Source organism: Ruegeria sp. B11 (assembly GCF_056539785.1).
Map to the genome: position 1 here is coordinate 88,235 of NZ_JBQFVO010000003.1, position 25,107 is coordinate 113,341.

Annotated in this window: 20 protein-coding genes and 1 tRNA gene; 12 read left to right on the forward strand and 9 right to left on the reverse strand. The window is 55.9% G+C overall.

Going from position 1 to position 25,107, the window contains the following annotated elements:
* Positions 1-274: 274 nt before the first annotated feature.
* On the forward strand, positions 275-2,164 hold the full coding sequence (prpE, locus tag ACR0I1_RS12185) for a propionate-CoA ligase PrpE (protein WP_480706678.1): 1,890 nt from the start codon (positions 275-277) through the stop codon (positions 2,162-2,164).
* Positions 2,165-2,344: 180 nt separating this feature from the next.
* Positions 2,345-3,784: an amidase family protein gene (locus ACR0I1_RS12190; protein ID WP_480706680.1), complete on the forward strand. Its 1,440-nt coding sequence runs from the start codon at positions 2,345-2,347 to the stop codon at positions 3,782-3,784.
* A gap of 271 nt (positions 3,785-4,055) precedes the next feature.
* On the opposite strand, the gene ACR0I1_RS12195 is transcribed toward ACR0I1_RS12190, so the two are convergent.
* A complete protein-coding gene (locus ACR0I1_RS12195; RefSeq protein WP_170391948.1) occupies positions 4,056-4,817 on the reverse strand; it encodes an NAD kinase in 762 nt (253 codons plus the stop codon).
* A gap of 168 nt (positions 4,818-4,985) precedes the next feature.
* Between ACR0I1_RS12195 and glyA the strand changes: the two genes are divergently transcribed.
* A complete protein-coding gene (glyA, locus tag ACR0I1_RS12200; protein ID WP_480706682.1) occupies positions 4,986-6,281 on the forward strand; it encodes a serine hydroxymethyltransferase in 1,296 nt (431 codons plus the stop codon).
* 69 nt (positions 6,282-6,350) lie between these two features.
* Here glyA and ACR0I1_RS12205 read toward each other — a convergent pair whose 3' ends face one another.
* Positions 6,351-6,725: a hypothetical protein gene (locus ACR0I1_RS12205; RefSeq protein ID WP_170391953.1), complete on the reverse strand. Its 375-nt coding sequence runs from the start codon at positions 6,723-6,725 to the stop codon at positions 6,351-6,353.
* Between the two features lie 89 nt (positions 6,726-6,814).
* On the opposite strand from ACR0I1_RS12205, the gene ACR0I1_RS12210 reads away from it, so the two are divergent.
* A complete protein-coding gene (locus tag ACR0I1_RS12210; protein ID WP_480706684.1) occupies positions 6,815-7,573 on the forward strand; it encodes an alpha/beta fold hydrolase in 759 nt (252 codons plus the stop codon).
* On the opposite strand, the gene ACR0I1_RS12215 is transcribed toward ACR0I1_RS12210, so the two are convergent.
* The 6 genes from ACR0I1_RS12215 to ACR0I1_RS12240 all read right to left on the reverse strand — a co-directional run bounded on the left by ACR0I1_RS12215 (position 7,574) and on the right by ACR0I1_RS12240 (position 16,280).
* Positions 7,574-7,759, reverse strand: coding sequence for a hypothetical protein (locus ACR0I1_RS12215; protein WP_170391965.1), 186 nt, complete (start codon positions 7,757-7,759; stop codon positions 7,574-7,576).
* Between the two features lie 83 nt (positions 7,760-7,842).
* Complete coding sequence (locus tag ACR0I1_RS12220) at positions 7,843-8,235, reverse strand: rhodanese-like domain-containing protein (protein ID WP_170391967.1); 393 nt, start codon at positions 8,233-8,235, stop codon at positions 7,843-7,845.
* Positions 8,236-8,307: 72 nt separating this feature from the next.
* Positions 8,308-9,648 (reverse strand): HlyD family type I secretion periplasmic adaptor subunit, encoded by a 1,341-nt coding sequence (locus ACR0I1_RS12225; protein WP_170391969.1) that lies wholly within the window; start codon positions 9,646-9,648, stop codon positions 8,308-8,310.
* Positions 9,649-9,651: 3 nt separating this feature from the next.
* On the reverse strand, positions 9,652-11,961 hold the full coding sequence (locus ACR0I1_RS12230) for a type I secretion system permease/ATPase (RefSeq protein WP_480706686.1): 2,310 nt from the start codon (positions 11,959-11,961) through the stop codon (positions 9,652-9,654).
* Positions 11,962-11,997: 36 nt separating this feature from the next.
* Positions 11,998-13,944: a type I secretion protein gene (locus ACR0I1_RS12235; RefSeq protein WP_480706688.1), complete on the reverse strand. Its 1,947-nt coding sequence runs from the start codon at positions 13,942-13,944 to the stop codon at positions 11,998-12,000.
* Between the two features lie 128 nt (positions 13,945-14,072).
* A complete protein-coding gene (locus ACR0I1_RS12240; protein WP_170401336.1) occupies positions 14,073-16,280 on the reverse strand; it encodes an MSCRAMM family adhesin in 2,208 nt (735 codons plus the stop codon).
* A 612-nt stretch (positions 16,281-16,892) separates the two neighbouring features.
* On the opposite strand from ACR0I1_RS12240, the gene ACR0I1_RS12245 reads away from it, so the two are divergent.
* Positions 16,893-17,654: a helix-turn-helix transcriptional regulator gene (locus ACR0I1_RS12245; protein ID WP_170401338.1), complete on the forward strand. Its 762-nt coding sequence runs from the start codon at positions 16,893-16,895 to the stop codon at positions 17,652-17,654.
* Entirely contained in the window at positions 17,647-18,144 is a 498-nt protein-coding gene (locus ACR0I1_RS12250; RefSeq protein WP_170391988.1) for a hypothetical protein, read from the forward strand. Before ACR0I1_RS12245 ends, ACR0I1_RS12250 begins: the two co-directional genes overlap by 8 nt.
* Before the next feature lie 8 nt (positions 18,145-18,152).
* On the opposite strand, the gene ACR0I1_RS12255 is transcribed toward ACR0I1_RS12250, so the two are convergent.
* A tRNA-Leu gene (locus ACR0I1_RS12255) sits at positions 18,153-18,238 on the reverse strand.
* Between the two features lie 203 nt (positions 18,239-18,441).
* Here ACR0I1_RS12255 and ACR0I1_RS12260 point away from each other — a divergent pair.
* The 6 genes from ACR0I1_RS12260 (at position 18,442) to ACR0I1_RS12285 (ending at position 25,107) form a co-directional block, all read left to right on the forward strand.
* Positions 18,442-19,485 (forward strand): pyridoxal-phosphate dependent enzyme, encoded by a 1,044-nt coding sequence (locus ACR0I1_RS12260; RefSeq protein WP_480706691.1) that lies wholly within the window; start codon positions 18,442-18,444, stop codon positions 19,483-19,485.
* Complete coding sequence (locus ACR0I1_RS12265; protein ID WP_480706693.1) at positions 19,482-20,627, forward strand: M24 family metallopeptidase; 1,146 nt, start codon at positions 19,482-19,484, stop codon at positions 20,625-20,627. Before ACR0I1_RS12260 ends, ACR0I1_RS12265 begins: the two co-directional genes overlap by 4 nt.
* Entirely contained in the window at positions 20,624-21,337 is a 714-nt protein-coding gene (locus ACR0I1_RS12270; RefSeq protein WP_480706695.1) for a maleate cis-trans isomerase family protein, read from the forward strand. The genes ACR0I1_RS12265 and ACR0I1_RS12270 overlap by 4 nt, the downstream gene beginning before the upstream one ends.
* A 132-nt stretch (positions 21,338-21,469) precedes the next feature.
* A complete protein-coding gene (locus ACR0I1_RS12275; protein ID WP_170401347.1) occupies positions 21,470-22,570 on the forward strand; it encodes an ABC transporter ATP-binding protein in 1,101 nt (366 codons plus the stop codon).
* 101 nt (positions 22,571-22,671) lie between these two features.
* Positions 22,672-23,763 (forward strand): extracellular solute-binding protein, encoded by a 1,092-nt coding sequence (locus ACR0I1_RS12280; protein ID WP_170391999.1) that lies wholly within the window; start codon positions 22,672-22,674, stop codon positions 23,761-23,763.
* A gap of 69 nt (positions 23,764-23,832) precedes the next feature.
* Positions 23,833-25,107, forward strand: a complete 1,275-nt coding sequence (locus ACR0I1_RS12285; RefSeq protein ID WP_170392001.1) for an ABC transporter permease — start codon at positions 23,833-23,835, stop codon at positions 25,105-25,107.

Sequence of the window (25,107 nt, forward strand, 5' to 3'; positions counted from 1 at the left end):
TATCATTACGAAACATGACCGGGCACCAGATTAGGTGCCCGGTTTGATTCTGTTAGCGCCAGCACATTTGCAGTAATAAATTTGCAGATTTGCAAATCCTTACATATGACACTCAGAAGTCTGCTCAGATCAGAAGATTTGCAAAAATTTGCAAGCCAAACTGCAAGGTTCTGCAAAGATTTTGCGATAAACTGACGCGCCGTTATGCGCATCGCTTGCTCGAAACATCCACGATGCCTAACACATAGCTCAAGGAATTTGGGAGGAGGCCATCATGGCATATCAGGACGTCTACGAGAGCTGGAAGAACGACCCCGAAGCATTCTGGATGGATGCCGCCAAGGGGATCGATTGGGTTCAAGCGCCCAGCAAAGCTCTGTTTGACGACAATGCGCCTCTTTACGAATGGTTCAGTGATGCCAAGGTAAATACGTGCTGGAACGCAGTTGATCGCCATGTGGAAAATGGTCGTGGTGAGCAAACCGCGATCATCTATGACAGCCCCATTACTCATACCAAACGCGAAATCTCATACGTCGAGTTGCGCAATCGGGTTGCTAATCTTGCTGGCGCGCTCCGTGCAAAAGGTATCGAGAAAGGTGACCGCGTCATCATCTACATGCCTATGATCCCCGAAGCGCTGGAGGCAATGCTGGCTTGCGCCCGGCTTGGAGCAGTGCATTCAGTGGTATTCGGCGGCTTTGCCAGCAACGAACTGGCCGTACGTATCGACGATGCGAAACCCAAGGCGATCATCGCTGCCTCATGCGGGATGGAGCCGGGACGCGTTGTGCACTACAAACCTCTGCTGGATGGCGCGATCGATCTGGCCGCCCACAAACCCGAATTTTGCGTGATATTCCAGCGCGAGCAGGAAGTCGCACAACTAATCGAGGGGCGCGACGTCAACTGGCACGGTTTCCAATACGGTACGGAGCCCGCAGAATGTGTACCAGTCAGCGGCAATGATCCAGCCTATATCCTCTATACATCCGGCACCACTGGTGCGCCCAAAGGCGTCGTGCGCCCGACTGCCGGCCATCTGGTCGCGCTGAACTGGACGATGAAAAACATCTACAATGTCGATCCGGGAGATGTGTTCTGGGCGGCTTCGGATGTCGGCTGGGTCGTTGGCCATTCCTATATCTGTTATGCCCCGCTGATCCACGGCAACACGACGATTGTTTTTGAGGGCAAGCCCGTCGGAACACCTGACGCCGGAACTTTCTGGCGCGTGATATCCGAACACAAGGTCAAAAGCTTCTTCACTGCCCCAACCGCCATTCGTGCCGTAAAACGCGAAGACCCAAGCGCAGAATTGATGGCGAATTACGATCTATCCTGCCTTAAGGCTCTGTATCTTGCAGGAGAGAGGGCTGATCCAGATACGATCATCTGGGCGCAAGATGCGCTGAAAGTTCCGGTCATCGATCATTGGTGGCAAACCGAAACTGGCTGGACCATCGCTGGCAACCCGCTCGGAATCGAAGAGCTTCCGGTCAAGCTGGGATCACCTGCCAAACCTATGCCGGGCTATGACGTTCAGATTCTGGACGAGGGCGGCCATCCTATGAAACCGGGCGAGTTGGGCGCGATCGCAGTCAAGCTCCCGCTTCCGCCAGGCACATTGCCAAACCTGTGGAATGCCGAGGCGCGCTTCAGAAAATCCTATCTTGAGCATTTTCCCGGCTATTACGAAACCGGTGATGCGGGCATGATCGACGAAGATGGGTATCTCTATATCATGGCCCGTACCGATGACGTGATCAACGTCGCCGGGCACCGACTTTCGACGGGCGGGATGGAAGAGGTGTTGGCCGCCCACCCCGATGTGGCAGAATGCGCCGTGATTGGGGTTTCTGATCAACTGAAGGGTCAGATGCCTGTCGGTTTCCTGTGCCTGAATGCCGGTTCCGACCGGAATCACGCGGAGGTGGTAACCGATGTGGTCCAGATGGTTCGTGACAAAATCGGCCCAGTCGCTGCGTTCAAGAAAGCCGTGGTGGTGGATCGTCTGCCCAAGACACGCTCGGGCAAGATCCTACGTGGTACGATGGTGTCGATCGCGGATGGCAAGGCGTATAAAATGCCTGCCACAATCGATGACCCAGCAATTCTGGACGAGATCACGGTGGCCCTGCAAACTATCGGCTACGCGCAGTAATTTCACGGTACGATCAAGCGGAGCGCCTTACGGCGCAACCGATTTGCGCTGTCGCGCGTGTGCGAGGCTCTGCCTCGCGCTCCGAGATATTTTTGGCCAGATGAAGGTTGGATCCGTTTTGCGATTGCGGGGCTTGTCATTGGGTCCTCCTCACCTCAGTTTGAGGTGGGGAGGACGAGCATGACACAGGGCGATATCTGGCGTTTTGATGCAACAGAATTGGCTGCGCTGACCCAAGCTGGCGAGTTGAGCGCAGAAGAGGTGATCAGTGATGCATTGGAGCGGATGCATCAGGTAAATCCCTCGCTGAATGCTGTCGTGGACGATCTGGGCACAGAAGCGTTAGAGCGTGCATCTGCGCTTGATCAGGCGCGCCGCAATGGTGCCTCGGTTGGACCGCTGCACGGGGTACCCGTGACCATCAAAGTGAATGTCGACCAGAAGAACCATGCCACCACAAATGGTGTGGTTGCCTTGAAGGATGTCATTGCCCCTGATGACGCACCGGTGGTTTCAAACTTGCATAAGGCGGGGGCCATTGTCATCGGGCGGACCAATACGCCCGAATTCTCGTTCCGCGCTGACACGGATAATCCACTTCATGGGCGCACGCACAATCCTTGGGGGCGCCATATCTCGCCGGGTGGGTCGTCCGGGGGCGCGGGGGCTGCAGTCATGGCGGGCATCGGCGCACTGGCGCATGGCAACGATATCGGAGGTAGCTTGCGGTTCCCTGCTGCAGCCAATGGTGCGGTTACAGTGAAACCGGGGCTGGGCCGCGTACCGGCCTGGAACCCCAGCCAGAATGCAGAACGCGGGATGCTGGCACAATCGATGTCGGTACAGGGCTTGATCACAAGAAGCGCAAAGGACCTGCACCTTTCGATGCCCAGCCTGATCGCCCCGGACGCCCGCGACCCCTTCCATGTGCCAATGCCTTGGCGCGGCGCGGGGCCGGATATCCCAATCAAAGTTGCGTTCACCAAAAATACGTTCGAATACGCTTTGCACCCCGAAGTGGACAAAGCGCTAAGTACCGCTCGGGAGGCGCTGGTAGATGCCGGATATATAGTTGAAGACATTGATCCGCCGGATGTGTTCGAATGCGGGCGCATCGGCTATCGCGCGCTGATGGGTGAAGTGCTGACGTTGATGAAAAACGATATCGAGGCAGCCGGGTCTCAAACCATCCGTGATATTTTCGAGGTTTATTTTCAGGAGTTTCCTCCGATCGTAGGCGACGAACTGATTCAGGCGTTGGCGCAACGCAGCCATTTTGCGCGCCAATGGTCGCTATTCATGCAGAAATATCCTTTGGTCCTGTCTCCATTCCTGCCGCAACCGTTCTTCAGACCTGATCGCGATACCGAAGGTGCGGAAGGCGTTCATGAGGTGTTAGGATGCGCGGTCTATTCTTATGCGATGAATTTCCTCGGGCTGCCCGCCGCCAGCGTTCCCGCACGCTTGGCCGAATTGCCGAATGGGCCGCAACCGATCAATGTTCAGATTGCTGCTCGACGCTGGCGTGAGGATATGGCGGTGGATGCAGCGGTCGCGATCGAAGCGCGTGTGGGGCAGATGGCTCCGATTCTGTGGGATCGAATGAGCGCGCAAACCTGAGACATAGTCACTCAGGCCTCACAAATGAAATAGACCCCGGGATTTTGTCCCGGGGTCCGCATACTAAAATATGCCCGGATTAAGATGACGAGCGTAGCACCACCCACCCTCGCCAGCGCGAAAACTGCGCAATCATTCGAAAACACCTTTAGATGGCCACTCACTTCCACCTCGGCGTGTTCTCCGGGCAACTTGAAGTTAACAAACCCTTATCGCGTTGCATGTGAACTGGTTCACACAAGCGGTGGAAAAATGATCAACACGCTGAGATTTAAGTAAATTGTTCGGAGATCAATCGTTCTTCCAGGCCGTGGCCAGGGTCAAATAGAATACGATGCTGGATCGCAATCTCAGACCTGATCTCGACCCAATCGATATCCGGAAACGATATGGAATCGGCCGCAACGATAACCGGGCGTTTGTCAGCCTCGATCACATCGAATCTGACTTTCGCAACTTTCGGCAGCAAGGCGCCACGCCACCGCCGGGGGCGAAACGCGGCGATTGGCGTCAATGCCAGAACGTCCGCGCCAATGGGTACAATGGGTCCGTGAGCGGAATAGTTATATGCGGTTGAACCCGCCGGCGTGGCAAGCAATGCACCATCACACACGAGTTCGGCCATGCGTACCCGCCCATCAACGCTGATCCGCAACCGCGCTGCCTGCGGCCCCGCACGAAGCAGCGAAATCTCGTTGATTGCAAGTGCTTGGTGCTTTTGGCCCGCCTGGTCCATTGCAGTCATCGCCAATGGATTGATGACTTCTTCCTCTGCCTCTGCTAGCCGGGCCATCAGATCAACTTCGGCATATTCGTTCATCAGAAACCCGATGGTACCGCGATTCATTCCATAAACCGGCTTGTCCAAATGCTGGACGCCCTGCAGCGTCTGAAGCATGAAGCCATCACCACCCAGCGCCACCACAACATCTGCGTCTCTCGGCGCTGCATTTCCGTAGCGCGCCACAAGCGCATCCCGGGCGGTCTGCGCAACCTTGGCATCGCTGGCCAGAAAGGCGATTCTCTTTGTCATGTTTTATAGTTTCCAGTGCTGCACATTTGGTTCCGAAACAAACATACCTTTCCGCAATAGGCCAGAGTTGACGCCATAGAGGGCCATTTCGTCGCTTTACAACCTTTCTGACACACGTCGTTTCCGATAGGAAATCCGCCAGATACACCCCAGCCATGCGGAGCGCACATGAACGCCAATCTTCGTGACAACGGATTTTTCACCCAGTCCCTCGCGGATCGTGACCCCGAGCTGTTCGGCTCGATCACATCTGAATTGGGCCGCCAGCGCGACGAGATCGAACTGATCGCCTCGGAGAACATCGTCTCTGTCGCCGTGATGGAGGCGCAGGGCTCGGTCATGACCAACAAATATGCCGAAGGTTATCCGGGCCGCCGGTACTATGGCGGTTGTCAGTTCGTCGACATTGCCGAGAACCTGGCTATCGACCGTGCCAAGCATTTGTTTGGGTGTGAGTTTGCCAACGTCCAACCGAATTCGGGATCGCAGGCGAACCAAGGTGTATTTCAGGCGCTGATCAAGCCCGGTGACACCATTCTAGGAATGTCGCTGGATGCAGGTGGTCACCTGACCCATGGTGCGGCGCCGAACCAGTCGGGCAAGTGGTTCAACGCGGTACATTATGGCGTGCGCAAGCAGGACAACCTGATCGACTATGATCAGATTGAAGCGCTGGCAAAGGAACATAACCCCAAGCTGATCATCGCCGGAGGCTCGGCCATCCCGCGCGTCATCGATTTTGCCCGCATGCGTGAAATCGCCGATATGGTCGGCGCCTATCTGCATGTGGACATGGCCCATATCGCCGGTCTGGTTGCCGCAGGCGCGCACCCTTCGCCCTTCCCGCATGCGCATGTGGCCACCACCACCACGCATAAAACCCTGCGCGGCCCGCGCGGCGGCATGATCCTGACCAATGATGAAGCGATTGCCAAAAAGGTAAACTCGGCGATCTTCCCAGGCATTCAGGGTGGCCCGCTGATGCATGTGATTGCTGGCAAGGCCGTTGCCTTTGGCGAGGCACTGCGTCCTGAGTTCAAGGACTATATCAAGCAGGTCGTTGTGAATGCGCAGGCCCTTTCAGATCAGCTGATCAAGGGTGGCCTGGACACTGTGACCCACGGCACCGATACCCATGTGGTTCTTGTCGACCTGCGCCCCAAAGGCGTTAAAGGCAACGCAACCGAGAAAGCTTTGGGCCGGGCACATATCACCTGCAACAAGAACGGTGTGCCGTTCGACCCCGAAAAGCCGACGATCACCAGCGGTATCCGTCTGGGCTCGCCCGCTGGAACCACCCGCGGTTTTGGTGAGGCCGAGTTCCGCCAGATCGCAGACTGGATCATCGAAGTGGTCGACGGTCTGGCCGCAAATGGCGAAGACGGAAACGGTGCGGTCGAAGCCAAAGTTAAAGCCGAAGTCGCCGAACTTTGCGCGCGCTACCCGCTTTATCCGAATCTCTGATCCAATACGGATCTTAGAACAGAAAACGGCGCCCTGATCGGCGCCGTTTTTCTTTGAGGCGTGCAGCGGTCAGATATACCCGCGCCATCGTAGTACGAACACAGCCAACGCCGCCAACACGATCAGGCCCAACGCAAGCGAACCAAGAAAGCTCAGGAACCATCCCCAACGTCGATCTGCCAGATTGATCGCGTTCAGGTGGCCTTGCACCTCGTCCGACGCTTTTTCGAGCCGGGGCATATCCAAAACCATCCGCAGTTTGGGATGCTCGGCCATCTGCTCGGCCTCTGCCAGAACCAAGGCCTGTTTATAGACCTTGCGCGGCAAACGCCGCTTTGCGCGCCGGACCGAGGCAATCAGGGTCTTGTCTTTCACGCCAAGCTTTTTACGCAGCAACCGAATGGTCTCTGCGATCCGGGTCTGGATATCGATTTCCTGCGTCATTGGCGCCTCCTGACGGGACAATTTAGCCGCGCGTCACACCGGCGACAATGGGGCTGGTTGTTCCGCGCGGTGACGCGTATCACAGAAGCATGCTGAATACGATCATCCATGGCGACCCGACCGATCATCCGCCCCTGCTGATAGCGCATGGCCTCTATGGTTCAGCGCGCAACTGGGGAGTCATTGCGCGGCGACTGTCGAACGAAAGACAGGTGATCGCCGTCGATATGCGCAATCACGCCTACAGCTTTTGGGATGCTCAGCATGGCTACACAGATTTGGCGCATGATCTGGCCAAGGTCATCGACAGCGTTGGCGGCATCGCCGATATCGTCGGGCATTCCATGGGTGGAAAAGCTTCGATGGTGCTGGCGCTGGAATATGACGATCTGGTGCGCAAGCTGGTCGTCGCAGACATCGCACCAGTGGCATACAGCCACAGCCAGATTCAATTCATCGAGGCAATGCGGGCGGTCGATATGTCCCGCGTTCAGCGTCGTTCAGATGCCGAAGCACAGCTGGCCGATCTGGGCGTCGAAAAGGCGCTGCAGAGCTTTTTTACGCAGTCTTTGGATGTTGAGGGAGGCCGCTGGCGGCTGAACCTAGATGTACTGGCCAGCGAAATGCCAAAGATCATGGGCTTCCCCGAGATTTCGACCCATTGGGACGGCCCCGCTCTGTTCCTGTCCGGCGCAGCATCAGATTATGTGCAGCCCGAATACCGAGAGCAGATTCGCACCCTGTTTCCTGCAGCTCGCTTCGCCAAAATTCCCGGTGCGGGGCACTGGCTGCACGCCGAGAAACCCCGCGAATTCGAAGCTGCAGTCAGGACCTTCTTGAACGCTTAATCAAGCGCCTTGATACAGGCGTTTTGCCACCAGCCACGACACCGGCGCGGCAACAACCGCCCCTGCTGCTGCGGCGGAAACGATGGCCATCCAGGTCACCATTCCAACCGCTAGGACCGCAATCACGGCAGAACCCGCGATGGCTGTGGCGATCAAAGAATAAAGCGTGGCTGCTAGGCGTATCATGGCCAGTATCCTGTGTTTAAGCTTCTGGCCTTTACATTACAGCAACGGAATATGTGTGACTTTGATTTGGGTCAGATATGTAGCTACATCCCGCGATCCATGGGCCCGGTCGCCTCGCCGCCGCCATTCACCCAATCCGCAAAGCCACCCAGATTGTAGACGTGTAAATATCCCATTTCCTTAAGCAGTTTTCCAGCCAGCGCTGCCCTTCCGCCAGACGCACAATGCAGGATGATCACCCGATCCCTGCGCAGTTCTGCATCATGGGAAGGCAACTCGGGGTCGGCCCGAAACTCCAGCATACCGCGCGGGATATGATGCGCACCGACCGCGCGCCCTGTCCTTTCCAGTTCAGGCGCATCGCGAATATCCAACAACAAGGCACCCTGCCCGATCAGTTCTTTCGCCCGGCTGGCATCGATACGTTCAACCACCGCGTTCGCAGCTTGCATCATGTCTTTGACCGTCAATGGCATTTGCACCCCTCCAGGAAATGAATCCGTGAAAGGCTAACATGCAGAAAATTGAAGGTGTAGACGTTCAGACGCTTAATGTTCGCGGAAAGCACGCGACATACTGTCAACCACTGGCTTGGCGATATAGGCCGCAAAGGTGCGTTCCTCGGTCTGGATCATGATCTCGGCGGGCATTCCGGGTGTCGGCACGAAGCCCCGCACGCGCCCCATCTCTTCCGTGGTCAGAGAAATGCGCGCCAGATAGACCTCTTGCGGCATACCGGCAGAATCCTCGACAAGCGAGTCAGCCGAGACGTAATAGACCTCGCCCTCAAGCACTGGGGTTGTCCGTTGATTGAGCGCGACTAGGCGCACCGTCGCGATCTGCCCGGTGACCACGCTGTCGATCTCGGTACGCGGGATCTGCGCCTCGATGATTAGCGGTGCATCGGCGGGCAGAATCTCAGCAATCTGTTCGCCAGTTTCGATCACCCCGCCCGGCGTGTGGTGATGAAGTCGCACCACTGTGCCTGTCACCGGTGCACGCACAACGGCACGGGCCAGAACGCTACGGGCCTGACGGGCTTTTTCACGCACACTTTCAAGATCGGCTTCAATAACGCCCAACTCGTCCAGCGCAGCCTCGCGGTAGGCTGAGCGGGTGCGCAGAATCTGCTCTTCATACTTCAGCAGCATCTGGTTTACCTCAGCCGTTTCTGCGCGCAAACGCGCCAGTTGACCTTCGGCTTCGGCCTGCACCCGGCGGATCGTATTCAGATCACCTTTGCGCACTAATCCTTTTTCAAACAACGAATATTTGGTCTCGTATTCTTCCTCGAGAATCTCTGATCGCCTTTCCATGCTGACCAATTGTGCTTCAAATCCTGACGCACGAATTTTCAACGCCTCCATGTTGCGCTGCAGCAAAGCAATATCGTTCAGCAGCGTCTTTCGCGATACATCAAAGCTGAGTTTCTGATTGTCGAGGATCGTCATGACCTCGACGTCGTCCGATGCTTCGATCAATCCGGGCGAAAACACGAGGGTTTCCTGTTCGCTATGCTCAGCCAGCAACCGTTCGGTCATGGCCTGAAGGCGAAGTTTGCGAATGAACAATTCGCGTTCACTCGCCTCGGCCGAGGTCTGATCCAAAGTCATCATGATCTGTCCGGCTTGAACAGATTCTCCTTCCGAGACCAGTATGTTCTCGATGATACCGCCTTCCAAATGCTGCACGATCTTGTTGCGACCGGTCGCGACAAAGCTGCCTTGCGCGATGACTGCAGCGGCCAGAGGTGCACGGAAGGACCAGACGCCAAAGCCGCCAAAACAGACAATAAGCATGATAAAGCCAATCACGATGAATTTGGTGATCGAGCGCGGAACCTCAGAGTACCAAAGACCGCCTTCATCGGTGCGTGCCACGTCGTTCATCGCTTAATCCCCCTTGCCCTGTATTTCGGGCGGTTGCTGGCGCGGCCCGTTGAGCTGTTCCAGCACCTGTTCGCGCTGCCCGAACAGCGCCACGCGCCCATCGGTCAGCAGCATGATCTTGTCGACAACATTCAACAGAGTCGGCTTTTGCGTAATCACCACAACGGTGATCTTGCTTTCCTTTGCTTGCTCAATCGCACGCGCAAGCGCCTTGTCACCCGCCACGTCGAGGTTCGAGTTCGGTTCATCCAGAACAACCAAACGCGGGTTGCCGAAGAAGGCACGCGCCAAAGCAATACGCTGCTTCTGGCCACCTGAGAGAGGTGAGCCGTCGGCGGCCACAACAGTCTCATACCCCTGCGGCAGCGTTGCGATCATGTTGTGCACGTCGGCCAAAACGGCGGCATCGTGGATCTGCTCATCCGTGGCATCGGCACGCATCCGGCCAATATTGTCTTTGATGCTGCCGGGGAATAGCTGTACGTCTTGCGGCAGATAGCCAATATTTTCGCCAAACTGACGGGGATCCCAGTTGCGGATATCCATCAGGTCCAGCCGCACACTGCCCGAGGTCGGCAGGATCGACCCCACCAGCGTTTTGCCAAGCGTCGTTTTCCCCGCGCCTGAATTCCCGATGATCGCCAGAGTTTCACCCGGGTTCAGCGCAAAGGTAATCCCGTTCAGAACCACCCGCTTGGTGCCGCCTGGGACATATAGCAGGCGTTCGACATCCAACCGCCCCTCAGGCCGTGGTAGGCGCAGTTTTTCATATTGCAGGGCCGAGTTCGACAGCAGAGCCTTGATCCGCCCAAAAGCGCCGCGCGTCAGCAGGAAGGTATTCCAACCCTCAATCGAGCCTTCGATCGGCGCAAATGCCCGCCCAGCGATGATCGAGGCGGCGATGACCATACCGCCGGTAATTTCACCTTGAAGGGCCAGAAAGGCGCCCCAGCCCAGAATGCCGATCTGCGTCAAAAGACGGACGGCACGCGAAATGGCCGCGAAAATCACGTTGCGATCCTGCGCCTTGACCTGCCATGTCAGCGATTGTGCGGTGTCACGCCCCCAGATGCGCACTGCCTCGGGGATCATCGCCAAAGCGTTGATGATCTGACTGTTGCGCGACATTGAATCCAGATGCTGGTTCGCCAGGGATTGCGCCTGGTTGGCCTTGGCGAAGGGCTTGGCAGTCATTTTCTGGTTGATCAGCGCGATAATCATCAGGATCACAGCGGTCGTCACCACAATCATCCCAAGTTGCGGATGCACCAGAAAGATCATCAGGATGAACAGCGGTGCAAATGGTACATCCAGAAATGAGATCAGCGTGCCCGAGACCAGAAAGCCCCGCACCTGCTGCAAATCACCCAAAGTCTGGTATTCGCGCCCATTCCCATGCAATGATGCATGGGCGGCGGCGCTGAGAACCGGGGCACCAAGACGGGCAGCCACCTCGACCGCTGTGCGCATCAGCATGAACCGCCGAACGGCATCAAAGGCTGATTGAAATATTACGGCTCCGGCAACGATTGCCGTCAGCATGATCAGCGTATCCAGCGAGCGACTGGTCAGAACCCGGTCGCTGATCTGAAACAGATAAATCGGGATCGCTAGGATCAGGACGTTGGTCGCGCAGGTCAGCACCAGCACAAAAGCCAGATTGCGCCAGATGGCGCGTAGTGAGGTACGCAGCGTCTTCTGGAAATCTTCAGGCGGCGTGCGTTTGTGGAATGTTTGGGGTGGCCCCTTGCCATCGCCACCACCCGTCCCCAGGCGCAGCAAGGGTTGGTTGGCCTTGGCCTCGATCGTGGTGCCCATGCGGTCTTCACCATCCGACGGCGCAGAGGGGGTCATGCGTGCAGTCGATTGGTCGGCGGTTTCACAATCGGGGGCTTTGGTATCGGCCACCCCAGTGTCGCCACCCGCAGGATCCTTATCTTGCGCGGGCCGCGACGACGCGCGCCGAAGGGGAGAACCAGCGCGCGGTTGTGATGTTTGATCCAACTGCTCTGCCTGGGTCTGCCCCGGATCATCCGGTTGTGTCGTCGCCTGAGGCGCTTCTGATTGTTGCCGCGAACGTTTCACGGGTTTTGCAACCGAGGTGTCACTTGCATCCAAGGTATCCGGTTCGGGTTCAGAATCCGCCAACTGCATTTCGCTTGTCAAACGCAGACGGGACGCTGTTTTTGCAAGTTTACTTTCATTTGGTTTTGCTACCCGATCTCGGGGTTCAAGGGTCAATGGGCCTCCGCCTCCGTGCCGGTCCAACGGACTTGCAAAACGGGTGCGGCGCGACGAAAAAACGATCGACATAAACTAACCTTCCGGTCACTCGTTAATCAGGAAATATCAGGCCAGCATGGTCTGCAGGCCATCAGAGGAATTCGCCATTTCGCTTGGCGTGAGATCGTTACCATTCGGGCCAATGCCGTTCTCGTAACCGGGCATTCCCGCCTCTTCCATCAAGGCGGCTATCGCCTCGTTGGTCATCTCTGCAATGTCCTCATTCGTGGGTATGTCGAGCAGGCTTGCCTGATGCAGCAACAGGTCAGAAAATGCCCCGTCCTCGGCCATGACAACCGAGTCTACTCCGGCCTTGGTTACATTGGCGGCATTCAGCATCGCATTGCTGCCTGCCAGAACCTCGGTCTGGTTCGCGTGGGGACCATTCAGATATACGTCATCCTGATCGGCAAGCATCGTCGATTGCTCGGCTACGTTGACCTGCACCAACGATCCGTCGATCTTGAGCACTCGCATCTGCTCCATGCCCGCGAACATCGGATCGTTCATCAGCGCCTCTTCCAGCGCCGCCATATCGTCCTCGCCCAAGGTCATTGCGCTGGCCATGGAAACGTTCATCGCCTGATGCGTGTCTTCGCCTTCTTTCATGAGAGAGACCTGGTTCATGACCAGGTTCTCGTCCGATCCATCAATGGGTCCTGGCAATCCGCCCATCACCACGTCGTCATCCATCAAGACGTGTGTCTGGATAAACGCATCGACCGATATCATGTCACCTTCGATCATGATCAGGTCATAATAACTGCCAAGTTGAAGAATATTGGTGACATCGATCAACTCGTTGTCGCCCAATGCGTACAGCGTGGTCGTCGCGTTAATCTCGGTATCAATATGATCGATATCCGTTGCGTCGATGTCCTGCTTGACAAAATTAGCAACGATCAGGTCGGTCGTAATCCAATCAACATGCACATATGCCGGGGCATCGTCTTCACTTGAACCTGTCTTAAGCCAAGGGGCTGACTTGCCTTCGACTTCGATCGTCGACGAGTGCACCACATTGGTGCCCGAGCCGCCATTCGTGCCCTTGTCTGTGTCAGATACAACGGCGACCTGGCTTACCATTGCCAGTTCGATCGCTTTTCCACCGACCGCGATATAAGGCGCATCGATCCAGGCTACGGTTGCGTTCATCTCGTTGATCGCAAGGTTGCCGCCTGCAATCACCGTGTGACCGTCGGCAAATTCGTCTTCCTCATCCTGATCCCATTCGGCGGGCATCATATCGGGCGTGTCGTCTTCTTCTTCCTCGTCCGGTCTATGATGCGCGGGCAGAAGATCGTCCCATTCCGGGGCTTCGTCCACATACTCACCATTGACGATCACGCCCATCGCTTCTTCGCCGTGGAACTGATAAACAACTGCACCTTCAACTTCGACATTGATCGGCGCCAACATCGCTTCGGCCAAAGATTCTACATACTCAATCGACAAGTAGTCCGAGATCGAGAACGAGGGCACGGCAAACGCGTGCATCGATGCTGCGACCTGCGCAGCCGCCTCGGCCAATGCGATCAGCTGATCGACATCGCGGAAATCTCCCTCGCCGACAACGTCATTGTCGCGCAGGAAAATCGTCTGGAACGTGTAGGTCACAGCAGACCCGATAAGCTCTGTCACAATCTCCAGCTGCTGCTCGATCACAAACGTTGCACCTAGGCCGGTTGTCGCTTCGGGTAACGGCGGACCGTCTGAGAGTGGTGGTTCAAGTACAACGACCGTTTCAAATTCAGGGCCGTCGGTTGGGGGTGGAAGTTCAGGAGTGGCGGGGGGGGTGTCAAACCGATAGGAAAGCGGACCATATTTGCCCGGGTCCAGTTCCAGATCTGCCTTGATCCGGATCTTTGCAGGTTCTTCCAGTTCGTCCAGTTCAGCCTTGCGCCGCATGGCGGTGAACTCTTCGTACTGATCCCTCAACCGGGCTTTTTCAATCGTAAGATCAAAAGATCCAATAAAGTGTGCAATCTTTTCGGTAACACTATCGAATAACATTTCGATGATCCCTTACCCCCTTGCCAGCTAAAATTTCCGGTTCGGGATTTGCTGGGCCGAGGCCACATTGCGCGGCCCCGGCGATTTCATTGATCGGGGGCCGATAATGCGGCCCCCGATTTTTTGTCTTAGACGTCAGTGTCGTCGCTTGCGTAGGACGAGGTCATCGAACCACCAACCATGGTCGTATCGACTGAGTTACCTAGCACATTGGCACCCTGTACGATCGATTGGTTGAAGGCGTTCGTATCGACTACGGCAGCGGCCGAGGCGTAGGATTCACCGGTCACGATGCCATCGCCACCGTTATTCGAACCCCAATCACCGCCATGGCCTCCGGCACCGCCGTCACCCGAATAGGCACCGGCTGCGCTTCCGCCTGTCGTGTTGCCGCCCATTGTGTCACCAGACATGACGTCAACCATTGACGCGCCGCTAGTTCCACCTGCTGCAGTACCAGCAGCACCTGCACCGCCATCGCCGCTGTATGCGGTACCAGTGGCATTGCCAGTTGCGGACGAATCCGAGTCATTGTCCGATGCAGATGCACCGCCGTATCCGGCAATCGCCTCAGCGAGGCTATCAGCAGAACCATCCGTGTCGGTCTCTGAGAATACATCTGATGCACCACCCAGACCACCTGTGGCCTCGGAAGCGCCAGATCCAGCAGCACTGGCGTTTGAATCCGATGCAGCAGAACCAGTTCCACCTGCACCACCATCACCATCAGCCGTTGAAGTACCTGTACCCGTGCCATCACCGGAACCGTTGGCAGCGTTCGAACCACCATCGCCACCATCAGCGTCCGCATCACTTGCGTTGGCAGCCGAACCGTCAACATCACCAGATGTCTGATCGACACTTGGGCCTTCAGCGTCTTGATCACCTAAACCTTGAACATCGGCATCAGCTGCTGAACTTCCGTTGTTGTCTCCGCCGTCTCCGTCTCCACCGGTGGATGAACCACTGCCAGAATCAGCTCTGGAATTACCGGTGTCGGCATCTGCATCACCACGGCCGCTTTCAGAGATTTCCTGCTGGAGGCGCGCGATTGCTTCTTCGACTAGGCGCGAGAATCCACCCGAGCCATCGCCGCCGTCGCCTGAAGCGTCGCTATCGGTAGTACCAGTTCCTGTTCCGTCAGCTGTGTTGTCACCGCCGTCATTGTCGTTGGCGTCGGTGTTGTTATCGCTGTCGTTATCAGCGTTGCCATCCGCATTCGAGTCGCCGTCGCCACCATCTGCACCAGATGCATCTGCGTCGTTATCCGCTACACCCTTGCCTTTGGCGCTGGACTCTGAGTCAGCATCACCACCGTCAGCATCAGCATCGGACTCGCTGTACGCCTTACCATAGCCTTTGCCTACACCTTCGGAATCGGCATAACCGCCATCTCCGCCTTCGCCATCAGTCGTGTTATCGCTGTCGGTGTTGTTGTCAGCATTCGAGTCGCTGGTGCTGTCACCACCGTACCCGCCAATGCTCTCACCATCAGCGTTCGAATTGGATTTGGCTTTGCCGGTGCTTGCATTGTCGGCATTACCTGAATCGCCACCGCTACCACCTTTGGCATGGGCATCAGCATCACCAGTGTCTCCGCCTTCACCGTAAGCGTCGCTACCAATGGTCTTGCCGCCTACAGCTTCACCGCCATAACTGGTTCCGCCTTTTCCGGAAGCTGCACCATTTGCATTGGAACTAATACCTTCCGCAGCGTTGGCTTCGCCACCATTGGCATCACCGTTTTGCTTGAATTCTCCGTAGTTACCAACTTCGGCATTATCCAACTGATCGTTGTCTTCCAAGCTTGCCAGCTGATTGTTGATCGACGACATATCGTTGCCAGGACCATCCAGCGAAATATCAAGGTTCAGATCATCACCGGGATCATAATTCAGGTCGCGACCGGCGGTGATTACATCACCAACGCTGGCGTTGTCGCCCAGATCCAAGTCTACCTGATCGTCATCGCGGGGAATCCATTCGCCGCCACCGAAGTCAATGTTGACCGCATTATTGTTAGAGTTGTCATTATCATTATTGTCTTCGCCACCATTGGTGTTTTGCTGCTGCTGCTTCTGATTTTGATCCTGATCTTGCGCGTTGTCATTGTCGTTATCATTTTTAGAACGCTGTGACTGATCTTGTCCTTGTGAATCAGAGTTGTTCGCAGAGTTTTCAACGTCCTGGTCTTGCTTTTGCTTCTGAGCGTTGATGTCAGCTTCGATATAGGCTTCGTCTACCGCTATATCTGTTTCGAAATCGGCGTCCAGATTATCGATTTGGACGTCATCAATTGTGGTCACGGTTGTTGTTTGGTTGGGTTGGCGTCTCATAAAATTTTCCACTTTTACTGAAGCACCGGGCCGCCATTCATCTACAAAGCGGCTACAGGCGCGGTTGAAAACAGAGTTCGCGCACAAGGTGTCAAACTGGACACTCGCGCGGCAGTGAAAGTCTTCTGTTTGGTTTGCCCCCCTTTCTCGGCTAAGCCGATTCCATGACCACGAGAAATTCGCTGAAATACGCGGACCGCAGACACGTCAGGTTCAAGTTCACTTCACAAATAGAAGCCTAGGAATGGTCGCAGCGATAAAGGGGTATGCATAGCTGGCCGAAAGCATTATTTTCTGCAAATCACTGTTTAATATATATTTTTTTGAAATTCGCCTTATTTCGCGCCAGATTTTACCCGGAAACAATCATGCGCAAACATATAGGATTATTAACCCTGATATTTCATGGAGTTACGCTATAACCAGATGCGAAGAACCTGATCAAAGGTTCTAGTAAGCGGTATTGCAGAACCCGCCTTTGGTTGCTGAAACACGTACTTTCAGCTATGATAAGGTACTATTTGAGTTCAAAGTTAATGTTTCGCGCCACCCAGCTCTGTACCCGATTTAAAGATTCAGAGGGCGGCGTTTGTATTAGTGGGGGGAAAGTCAATGAATATTTCATTGCAAGAAGACGCCCGTGATCAGATTGAATATCCCGAAGAGCTGTCGATCATTTTTATCGGCAAGGAATTGTTCTACTCGAACCAAACCCTGAGAAGTGTTCAAAGCGAATTCGGCGTTCGTGCGTCAAGATATGAAAGCCTTGACGACCTGCTTGCCGAGAGTGGGAACTCTGTTCCCTCCGAGCGCATCATTGTCGTGGATCAGATGATGCTCGAAGATCTGTTGGCGCGGCCCGCTGATTACTCCCGGCTCGCCGAGACGGGATGTCTGGCCTTCGCCTATCGCAAGAAAAGTCCGGCCCGGGTTCTGTTCGAACGCTGGGATCGCACCCGTTTCGGCAGTGTCGGGTATTTGCCCATGAACGTGGCGCCGGATGTTTGGCGCGCAATATTGCGCCTTCTGATGCACGAAGAGCTGCACCTGCCCTGCTTTCTTGCCGACAGCATGACCGCAACACAAAGTGCGCCAGGCACACCTATCGAAAAACAGCCTGCAACCAGAACCCGGTCGCCTGACAAACTGTTGCGATACTCAAAGCTGACGCGCCGCGAAAAACAAGTCCTGAGGCTGGTATCGCAAGGCAAGAGCAACAAGACCATTGCGTCGAATCTGGGCATCACCGAACACACCGTCAAACTGCATATGCACAATGTCTCGGGCAAGATCGATGTGAGCAACCGGACTGAAGCTGCGCATTTCTACTTTGAGGTCGCGCCGAACGAAGCGCGCAACGCGCCCGTTGGATGAGGCATTCGAAACCCGGTTCGACCGGCTCATTCTGTTGGTGGGTCGGCTCAACTATATGTGGACGAACACGGAAAGCCTGCTGATCCACCTGATCGCAGGTCTGACCGGGGCCAACAAAGATGTTGCGGTCATCATATTCCTGACGCTTAACACCACACGTGCCCGTATCGATCTGGTCGAACGTCTCGCCAAGATGGAGGGTCGCCCCCCTGAAATCCGCGATCCGATTCTCGAACACACCCAGCGGTTGTCGCGCCTGTCCTCTATTCGAAACAAGTACAATCACTGCATTTATTCTTTCGATCAGGAAAGCGGAAATCCAAAGACCATCCTGATGCGCATTGCTGATCGCAAGACTGACATCAAACTTGGTCGTGAAGACACAGTCGACGACAAAGCAATGAAAGAAATCGAGGATGTTGTCACTCAGCTCTCGAATGCCAACAGGGATATCTGGAAATTGATCACCCAACTGGGTTTCCCTGTCTGAGATGGTACTGGTGCGGGCGGTGGGACTCGAACCCACACGGCACTAAGGCCTTCGGATTTTAAGTCCGATATGTCTACCATTCCATCACGCCCGCACATCATCGTCGAAGTTTTGTCTCGCCGCGCCGATGTCGTGTGCAGACACTTACAACCAACCAAAACGATTGAAAAGATACTCATTCATCAGAACCAGGGATGCATGCAGAACACGAACACAATCCTGCTGAATCAAGGCCGAGCTTGACAGCCTTCGGCCAATTCGTTCACGTCGGCGCAACACAAGATCAGGGAGCGAGCGATGAAACTAGTCAGTAACCCGTTTCGAGGTGGTTCTAAGCTTTCGGATCAGGCCCCTTATCCCTCCGTAAAGACAGATGGGTTGGGCCGGCATCGATCCTTCTGTCCTGACTTTGTCGAAACGCCCCTTGTGAATGCATCGGCGCTGGCACCCGTCGCGAATCTCTGGGTTAAAGATGAGCGAAGCCGTATGGGCCTGGGATCGTTCAAAGCGCTGGGTGCGGCTTATGTGATCGCCTGCGAAGCGAATGACATCTCGGTCACGCCAGATGGTAACACGCTCAAAGGGCGCACCTATGTTACAGCAAGCGCGGGCAATCACGGGATGAGCATGGCCGCGGGCGCGCGCACTTTCGGAGCTGATGCGGTTGTCTACATCGCAGAAACAGTTCCAGAAAGCTTTGCAGATCGCCTGCGCGCTCAAAACGCACAAGTGGTCCGGGCGGGTGCGGATTACGCCGCCAGCATGGAAGCAGCCAGTCAGGCGGCGCAGGACAATGGCTGGACTTTGCTCTCGGACAGTTCCTGGGAGGGGTATACTGAACTACCGTACTTGCTGATGGAAGGGTATCTGCAAATGGCGGTCGAAGCCGCCGAGCAATGTACTGAGGCACCAACGCACGTTCTTCTGCAAGCCGGTGTTGGCGGCATGGCCGGAGCCGTCGCTGCCTATGCGCGGGTCGTTTGGGGAGATGCTCCGCAGATCATCGTTATCGAGCCAACGTCTGCCCCGGCGCTGCAGGCCAGTATCGAAGCGGGGCATTGTGTGTTTGCTGACGGGCCCGACAGCATCATGGGGCGACTGGATTGCAAAGAGCCCTCGCTGATCGCCTTGAACGGCTTGGCCCGAGATGCCGATCTGTTTGTGACAATCGAGGATGACACTGTCGAAGCACAGCTTCCGGCTATGGCGAAGGCCGGGTTGGAAACCAGCGCTTCGGGCGGTGCTGGCATTGCGGCCGTTCTGAACGACGCGATCCGTAGTGAACTGGGTATTGGACCGAATTCCAAAGTGCTCTGCATCTTGAGCGAGCAACCTGCATGAGAGGTTTCGCACCAGAGGAATTCGCGACCCGCGTTGCGCGCGCCCAGCATCGGATGCAAGAAACCGGTCTATCGGCCCTGTTGCTTACGACTGAGCCCCAGCTTCGCTATTTCACAGGTTATCTGACCCGTTTCTGGGAAAGCCCAACGCGGCCTTGGTTTCTGATCGTTCCGATTTCTGGCAAGCCGGTTGCAGTAATCCCATCCATCGGTGCTGCATTGATGGCGCAGACATGGATCGACGACATTCGAACCTGGAGTGCACCCGACCTTGAAGATGATGGGGTATCCCTGCTGGCCGATACACTGAGAGAGTTGACGCCTGAAAACGCCTCAATCGGCTGCCCCGACGGGCATGAGACCCATGTAAGGATGCCACTGGCCGATCTAAGGCATCTCGAATCCGCAATTGGAGCGCGCCAAATTACGGGTGACCATGGCATCCTACGGGCGCTGCGGATGGTGAAATCTGACGCCGAGATCGCAAAGATTCGAACTGCCTGTCAGATTGGTGCCCACGCCTTTGCACGAGTGCCCGAGATTGCCTCAGCAGGGACACCGCTGGATCAGATATTTCGAAACTTTCAGAGACTCTGCCTTGAAGAGGGTGCCGACTGGGTGCCCTATCTGGCCGGAGGGGCCGAGCAAGGCGGGTACTCGGATGTAATCTCACCCGCGACACAGACCCCGCTTCGTATAGGCGATGTGCTGATGCTCGACACCGGCCTCGTCCACGATGGCTATTTTTGCGACTATGATCGCAATTGGTCCGTCGGCCCAGCGAGCAAGGCGGTACGCGATGCACATGCCAGATTGGTCGAGGCTTCGGATGCAGCGTTTGATCAAGCCCGCCCAGGCGTGACGGCTTCTCAGCTTTTTCATAAGATGAACACAATACTTACCGATGGCAGCGCGGGTACCGATGCCGGGAGACTGGGCCACGGGTTAGGAATGTCGTTGACCGAATGGCCTTCGCTTATTCCCGATGATCATACTGAACTGCAACCGGGAATGGTTTTGACGCTTGAACCGGGTATTGCGGTCGATGGCAAAATTCTCGTGCACGAAGAAAACATTCTGATCACCGAAGGCGCGCCCGAATTCCTCAGCCCCCGGATAGGACCGGAGATTGCCGAGATATGAGCACGTTGCCGTACACACTGGATCCTGACGATCCCTCGGCTGTACCAATGGGGCTGATCGTTTTACAGACTGACGAGACAATCGAACCTGAGTTTCGCAGCCTTTTTACCGATGACAAAAGCCCGCTTTATGTCAGCCGCATTCCCAGCGGGGCTGAGGTCAACACCGACACTCTGGCGCAAATGGAAACCGACTTGCCTGCAGCGGCTGATTTGCTGCCAAAGGCGCGGCCCTATCGAGTTGTTGGCTATGGATGTACGTCAGCCAGTTCGGTTATCGGCTCGGATCGGGTTGAGCAGATGGTCATGCAGACCTGTAATACATCGACCGTCACCAACCCGTTGCGGGCAGCCTCTGCCTGCGCGAGACATTTGGGCGTCTCAAAATTTGCACTGCTGTCGCCCTACATTGAAGAAGTAAACACTCCGTTGCGACGCGCGTTTGCAGAACAAGGCATCTCGATGGATGTGTTTGGCACTTTCGGCGAATCCGAAGAAGCCAAAGTTGTGCGGATCTCAACCGATTCCGTGGTCGATGCCGCCGTGCGACTGGGAAGAGATTCAACAGTCGACGCCGTATTCCTTAGTTGTACGAACCTTCGGACACTGACGGCTATCCCAAGGATCGAAGCGCAGATCGGTAAGCCTGTCCTGTCAAGCAACCAGAGTTTGGCCTGGCATATGAAACAACTGAACGTGTCGCAAAATTAGGCAAATGCGGCGTTTACGCGACTCCAATTGCTTTACGGGCTTGCGACCATTTGTTAGCCTCGTCATCAATGCACGAGAAGATCAATGAGGCCCGGACCAACCGGGTAATCATTTGACGCAACAGGGGGTCTTGTGACCGACACAAATAGCGACGCCGCGTTTGTTGAATTTCAACGCGTTCAAAAGTCTTATGATGGCGAGAACCTCGTCGTCAAAGATCTCAACCTGGCAATGCCAAAGGGCGAATTCCTGACCATGCTCGGGCCGTCCGGATCAGGTAAGACGACCTGCCTGATGATGCTTGCCGGATTCGAAACCGCCACACATGGCGAGATTCTTCTGGATGGAAAACCCATCAACAATATCCCTCCGCACAAACGTGGCATCGGGATGGTGTTCCAGAATTATGCTCTGTTCCCGCATATGACTGTGGCCGAGAATCTTTCATTCCCGCTGGAAGTCCGCAAGCTGGGCAAGTCCGAGCGCGAGGAGAAAGTCAAACGCGCGCTGGACATGGTGCAGATGGGTGCCTTCGGCAATCGTCGCCCCGCGCAGTTGTCGGGTGGTCAGCAGCAACGGATCGCACTGGCACGTGCGCTGGTTTTCGAGCCCGAATTGGTGTTGATGGACGAACCGCTGGGTGCGTTGGACAAACAACTACGCGAGCATATGCAGTTCGAAATCACCCGTCTGGCGCATGAACTGGGCATTACCACCGTCTACGTGACCCACGACCAGACCGAGGCATTGACCATGTCCGACCGTGTTGCGGTGTTTGACGATGGCCGCATTCAGCAACTGGCCCCGCCGGATCAGCTGTATGAAGAACCCGACAACAGTTTCGTGGCGCAATTCATCGGTGAAAACAATACCCTGGAAGGTGTTGTTAAATCCATCGATGGAGATACCTGCCTTGTGCAATTGGATGACGGCTCGGAAATCGATGCGGTGCCGATCAACGTGCACAATCCGGGCGAACGTACCAAGGTCTCGATCCGGCCCGAGCGCGTAGAATTCAATAAAGACCGACTGCATGCCGATGCACATACGCTGAAAGCAACGGTCAAGGAATTCATCTATATGGGCGACGTGTTCCGCTTCCGCATGTCGGTGGCGGGCAATGACGAGTTCATCGTCAAAACACGGAATGCCCCCGACGCCATCCGTCTGAATCCCGGACAGGAAATCGAGATCGGCTGGCTTGCAAAGGATTGTCGTGCGCTCGACGCATAGACCAAGCCGCGCGATACAAACGTGGCTTACCGAGGGACCAGCTGGCGAAAACCCGTGCGTCAGCTGACCAAACAACAAACGGGAAGTACTGGGAGTAACACATGAAAACTACCAAAACACTGCTGACAGCAGCTGCTATTGCGACAGCGGCTGGCGGCGTTTCCGCCGAAGAGATGACCATCGTCTCGTGGGGCGGCGCCTATTCCAAATCACAGCTCAAGGCTTATCACGAGCCCTATTCGGAGAAGACCGGCGTCACCATCCTGAACGATGACAGCTCGAACGAGGCCGTCGCCAAACTCCGCGCGATGAACGAAGCGGGCAACATCACATGGGACGTGGTTGATGTGGTTGCGGCGGACGCGATCCGCCTCTGCGACGAAGGTCTGGCACTTGAGATCGATTTCGACACTCAACTGGCCCCTGCCCCCGATGGCACGCCTGCCTCCGAAGATTTCGGTGACCTTCTGGTCAGCGACTGCTTTATCCCGCAGATCGTCTATTCAACCACCTTCGGTTATCGCACCGATCTGGTCGGTGATACTCCACCAACCGACATCTGCGCAGTATTCGATCTTGAAGCCTATCCCGGCAAGCGCTCGCTGGAAAAGCGCCCGATCAACAACATGGAATGGGCGTTGCTGTGTGACGGCGTTGCAAAAGACGACGTCTACGACGTTCTGGCCACTGCTGAAGGTCAAGACCAGGCACTGGCCAAACTGGATACCATCAAGGACAGTGTCGTCTGGTGGTCTGCCGGTGCCGACACGCCACAATTGCTGGCTGATGGTGAAGTTGTCATGGGTTCGACCTATAACGGTCGCCTGTTCAGCGTGATCGAAGAGCAAAAGCAGCCGGTAGCGATGCTGTGGGATGCTCAGGTATTCGATCTTGATGGCTGGATCATTCCGGCTGGCCTGAGCGAAGAGCGTCAACAGCGCGCGCTGGACTACATCATGTTCGCAACTGACACGCAGCGTCTGGCAGATCAGGCCAAGTACATCTCGTACGGCCCGGCTCGTGCCTCCTCTGCACCGCTGGTGGGTCAGCACGCCGATCTGGGCATCGACATGGCACCACACATGCCGACCGATCCGGAAAACGCCAAGAACACGTTCCTGTATAACTACGAGTTCTGGGCGGATTACCGCGACGATATCGACGCCAAATTCCAGGCTTGGCTGGCGCAATAAGCGTCTGATTTCCTGAGATTGTCGGGGGCGGCTATCGCCCCCGACCCCAAAAATACCCAAGGGGTACCGATGACTGACGCCACCCAAAATACTGGTCCCATGCTGGCCGCGGACGGCACGCCACTCAAGCAATCGCTGGCCCGGTCTCTGCGACGGCAAAAGCTGCGGGCCCTGATGCTGGTCGCCCCACTGCTGCTGTTCGTTATGTTCTCGTTCATCGTGCCTATTGCGGCGATGCTGTTCCGATCTGTGGAAAACAGCATCGTACAAGAGACACTGCCCCTGACGGTCGAAGCATTGCAAAGCTGGGATGAAACCAGCGGCGAGTTGCCCGACGAGGCCGTTTATGACGCCTTTGTCCGCGACATGGTCGTGGCCGTCGATAACAAGACACACACCCGGCTGGGTTCGCGTCTGAACTACGAAGAGACAGGCATGTCTTCGATGTTCCGCCGCTCGGGTCGGAAAATGGGTAAGCTGGACCCCGAAACCGATGGGCCGTTCAAAGACCAGGTCATCGAGATTCACGACGGCTGGGGTGAACCGCAGACATGGGCGGTTATCAAGACGCATTCGCCCGCTGTCACCAATGGCTATTTCCTGAACGCTGTGGACATGCGCCGCACGCCCGAGGGCGCGCAGGCGCAGCCCGAGGACAAGCAGATCCTGATCAAGCTGTTCGGGCGCACTTTGTTCATGTCGCTGGTGATCACCGCGTCCTGTATCCTGCTGGCCTATCCGGTCAGTTATTTGCTGGCGACGCTTCCGATGCGGGTGTCGAACCTGCTGATGATCCTCGTGTTGTTGCCCTTCTGGACGTCATTGTTGGTGCGAACCTCGGCGTGGAAGGTGATGTTGCAGCAACAGGGCGTGATCAATGAAACATTGGTCTGGCTGGGACTGGTGGCCGACGACGCCAGGCTGGTGATCATCAACAACCAGATCGGCACGATCATAGCTATGACGCATATCCTGCTGCCGTTCATGATCCTGCCCATGTATTCGGTGATGCAGACCATACCGCCCTCGTACACCCGCGCCGCAAAATCCATGGGCGCGACCAACTGGACGACATTCTGGCGCATCTACTTCCCGCAATCCATTCCTGGCATTGGCGCGGGCTCAATCCTCGTGTTCATTCTGGCGATCGGCTACTACATCACGCCTGAAATCGTTGGCGGCACCAAGGGTGTCTTTATTTCGAACCGGATTGCCTATCACATCTCGTCCTCGCTGAACTGGGGGCTGGCCGCGGCATTGGGAACGATCCTTCTGGGCGTCGTACTGCTGCTCTACTGGTGCTACGACAAGATTGTCGGCATTGATAACGTGAAGCTGGGATAA

Excerpts from the sequence above, each read along its gene's own strand:
- prpE (WP_480706678.1), top strand. The coding sequence starts at position 275 with ATGGCATATCAGGACGTCTACGAGAGCTGGAAGAACGACCCCGAAGCA.
- ACR0I1_RS12190 (WP_480706680.1), top strand. The coding sequence starts at position 2,345 with ATGACACAGGGCGATATCTGGCGTTTTGATGCAACAGAATTGGCTGCG.
- ACR0I1_RS12195 (WP_170391948.1), bottom strand. The coding sequence starts at position 4,817 with ATGACAAAGAGAATCGCCTTTCTGGCCAGCGATGCCAAGGTTGCGCAG.
- glyA (WP_480706682.1), top strand. The coding sequence starts at position 4,986 with ATGAACGCCAATCTTCGTGACAACGGATTTTTCACCCAGTCCCTCGCG.
- ACR0I1_RS12205 (WP_170391953.1), bottom strand. The coding sequence starts at position 6,725 with ATGACGCAGGAAATCGATATCCAGACCCGGATCGCAGAGACCATTCGG.
- ACR0I1_RS12210 (WP_480706684.1), top strand. The coding sequence starts at position 6,815 with ATGCTGAATACGATCATCCATGGCGACCCGACCGATCATCCGCCCCTG.
- ACR0I1_RS12215 (WP_170391965.1), bottom strand. The coding sequence starts at position 7,759 with ATGATACGCCTAGCAGCCACGCTTTATTCTTTGATCGCCACAGCCATC.
- ACR0I1_RS12220 (WP_170391967.1), bottom strand. The coding sequence starts at position 8,235 with ATGCCATTGACGGTCAAAGACATGATGCAAGCTGCGAACGCGGTGGTT.
- ACR0I1_RS12225 (WP_170391969.1), bottom strand. The coding sequence starts at position 9,648 with ATGAACGACGTGGCACGCACCGATGAAGGCGGTCTTTGGTACTCTGAG.
- ACR0I1_RS12230 (WP_480706686.1), bottom strand. The coding sequence starts at position 11,961 with ATGTCGATCGTTTTTTCGTCGCGCCGCACCCGTTTTGCAAGTCCGTTG.
- ACR0I1_RS12235 (WP_480706688.1), bottom strand. The coding sequence starts at position 13,944 with ATGTTATTCGATAGTGTTACCGAAAAGATTGCACACTTTATTGGATCT.
- ACR0I1_RS12240 (WP_170401336.1), bottom strand. The coding sequence starts at position 16,280 with ATGAGACGCCAACCCAACCAAACAACAACCGTGACCACAATTGATGAC.
- ACR0I1_RS12245 (WP_170401338.1), top strand. The coding sequence starts at position 16,893 with ATGAATATTTCATTGCAAGAAGACGCCCGTGATCAGATTGAATATCCC.
- ACR0I1_RS12260 (WP_480706691.1), top strand. The coding sequence starts at position 18,442 with ATGAAACTAGTCAGTAACCCGTTTCGAGGTGGTTCTAAGCTTTCGGAT.
- ACR0I1_RS12265 (WP_480706693.1), top strand. The coding sequence starts at position 19,482 with ATGAGAGGTTTCGCACCAGAGGAATTCGCGACCCGCGTTGCGCGCGCC.
- ACR0I1_RS12270 (WP_480706695.1), top strand. The coding sequence starts at position 20,624 with ATGAGCACGTTGCCGTACACACTGGATCCTGACGATCCCTCGGCTGTA.
- ACR0I1_RS12280 (WP_170391999.1), top strand. The coding sequence starts at position 22,672 with ATGAAAACTACCAAAACACTGCTGACAGCAGCTGCTATTGCGACAGCG.
- ACR0I1_RS12285 (WP_170392001.1), top strand. The coding sequence starts at position 23,833 with ATGACTGACGCCACCCAAAATACTGGTCCCATGCTGGCCGCGGACGGC.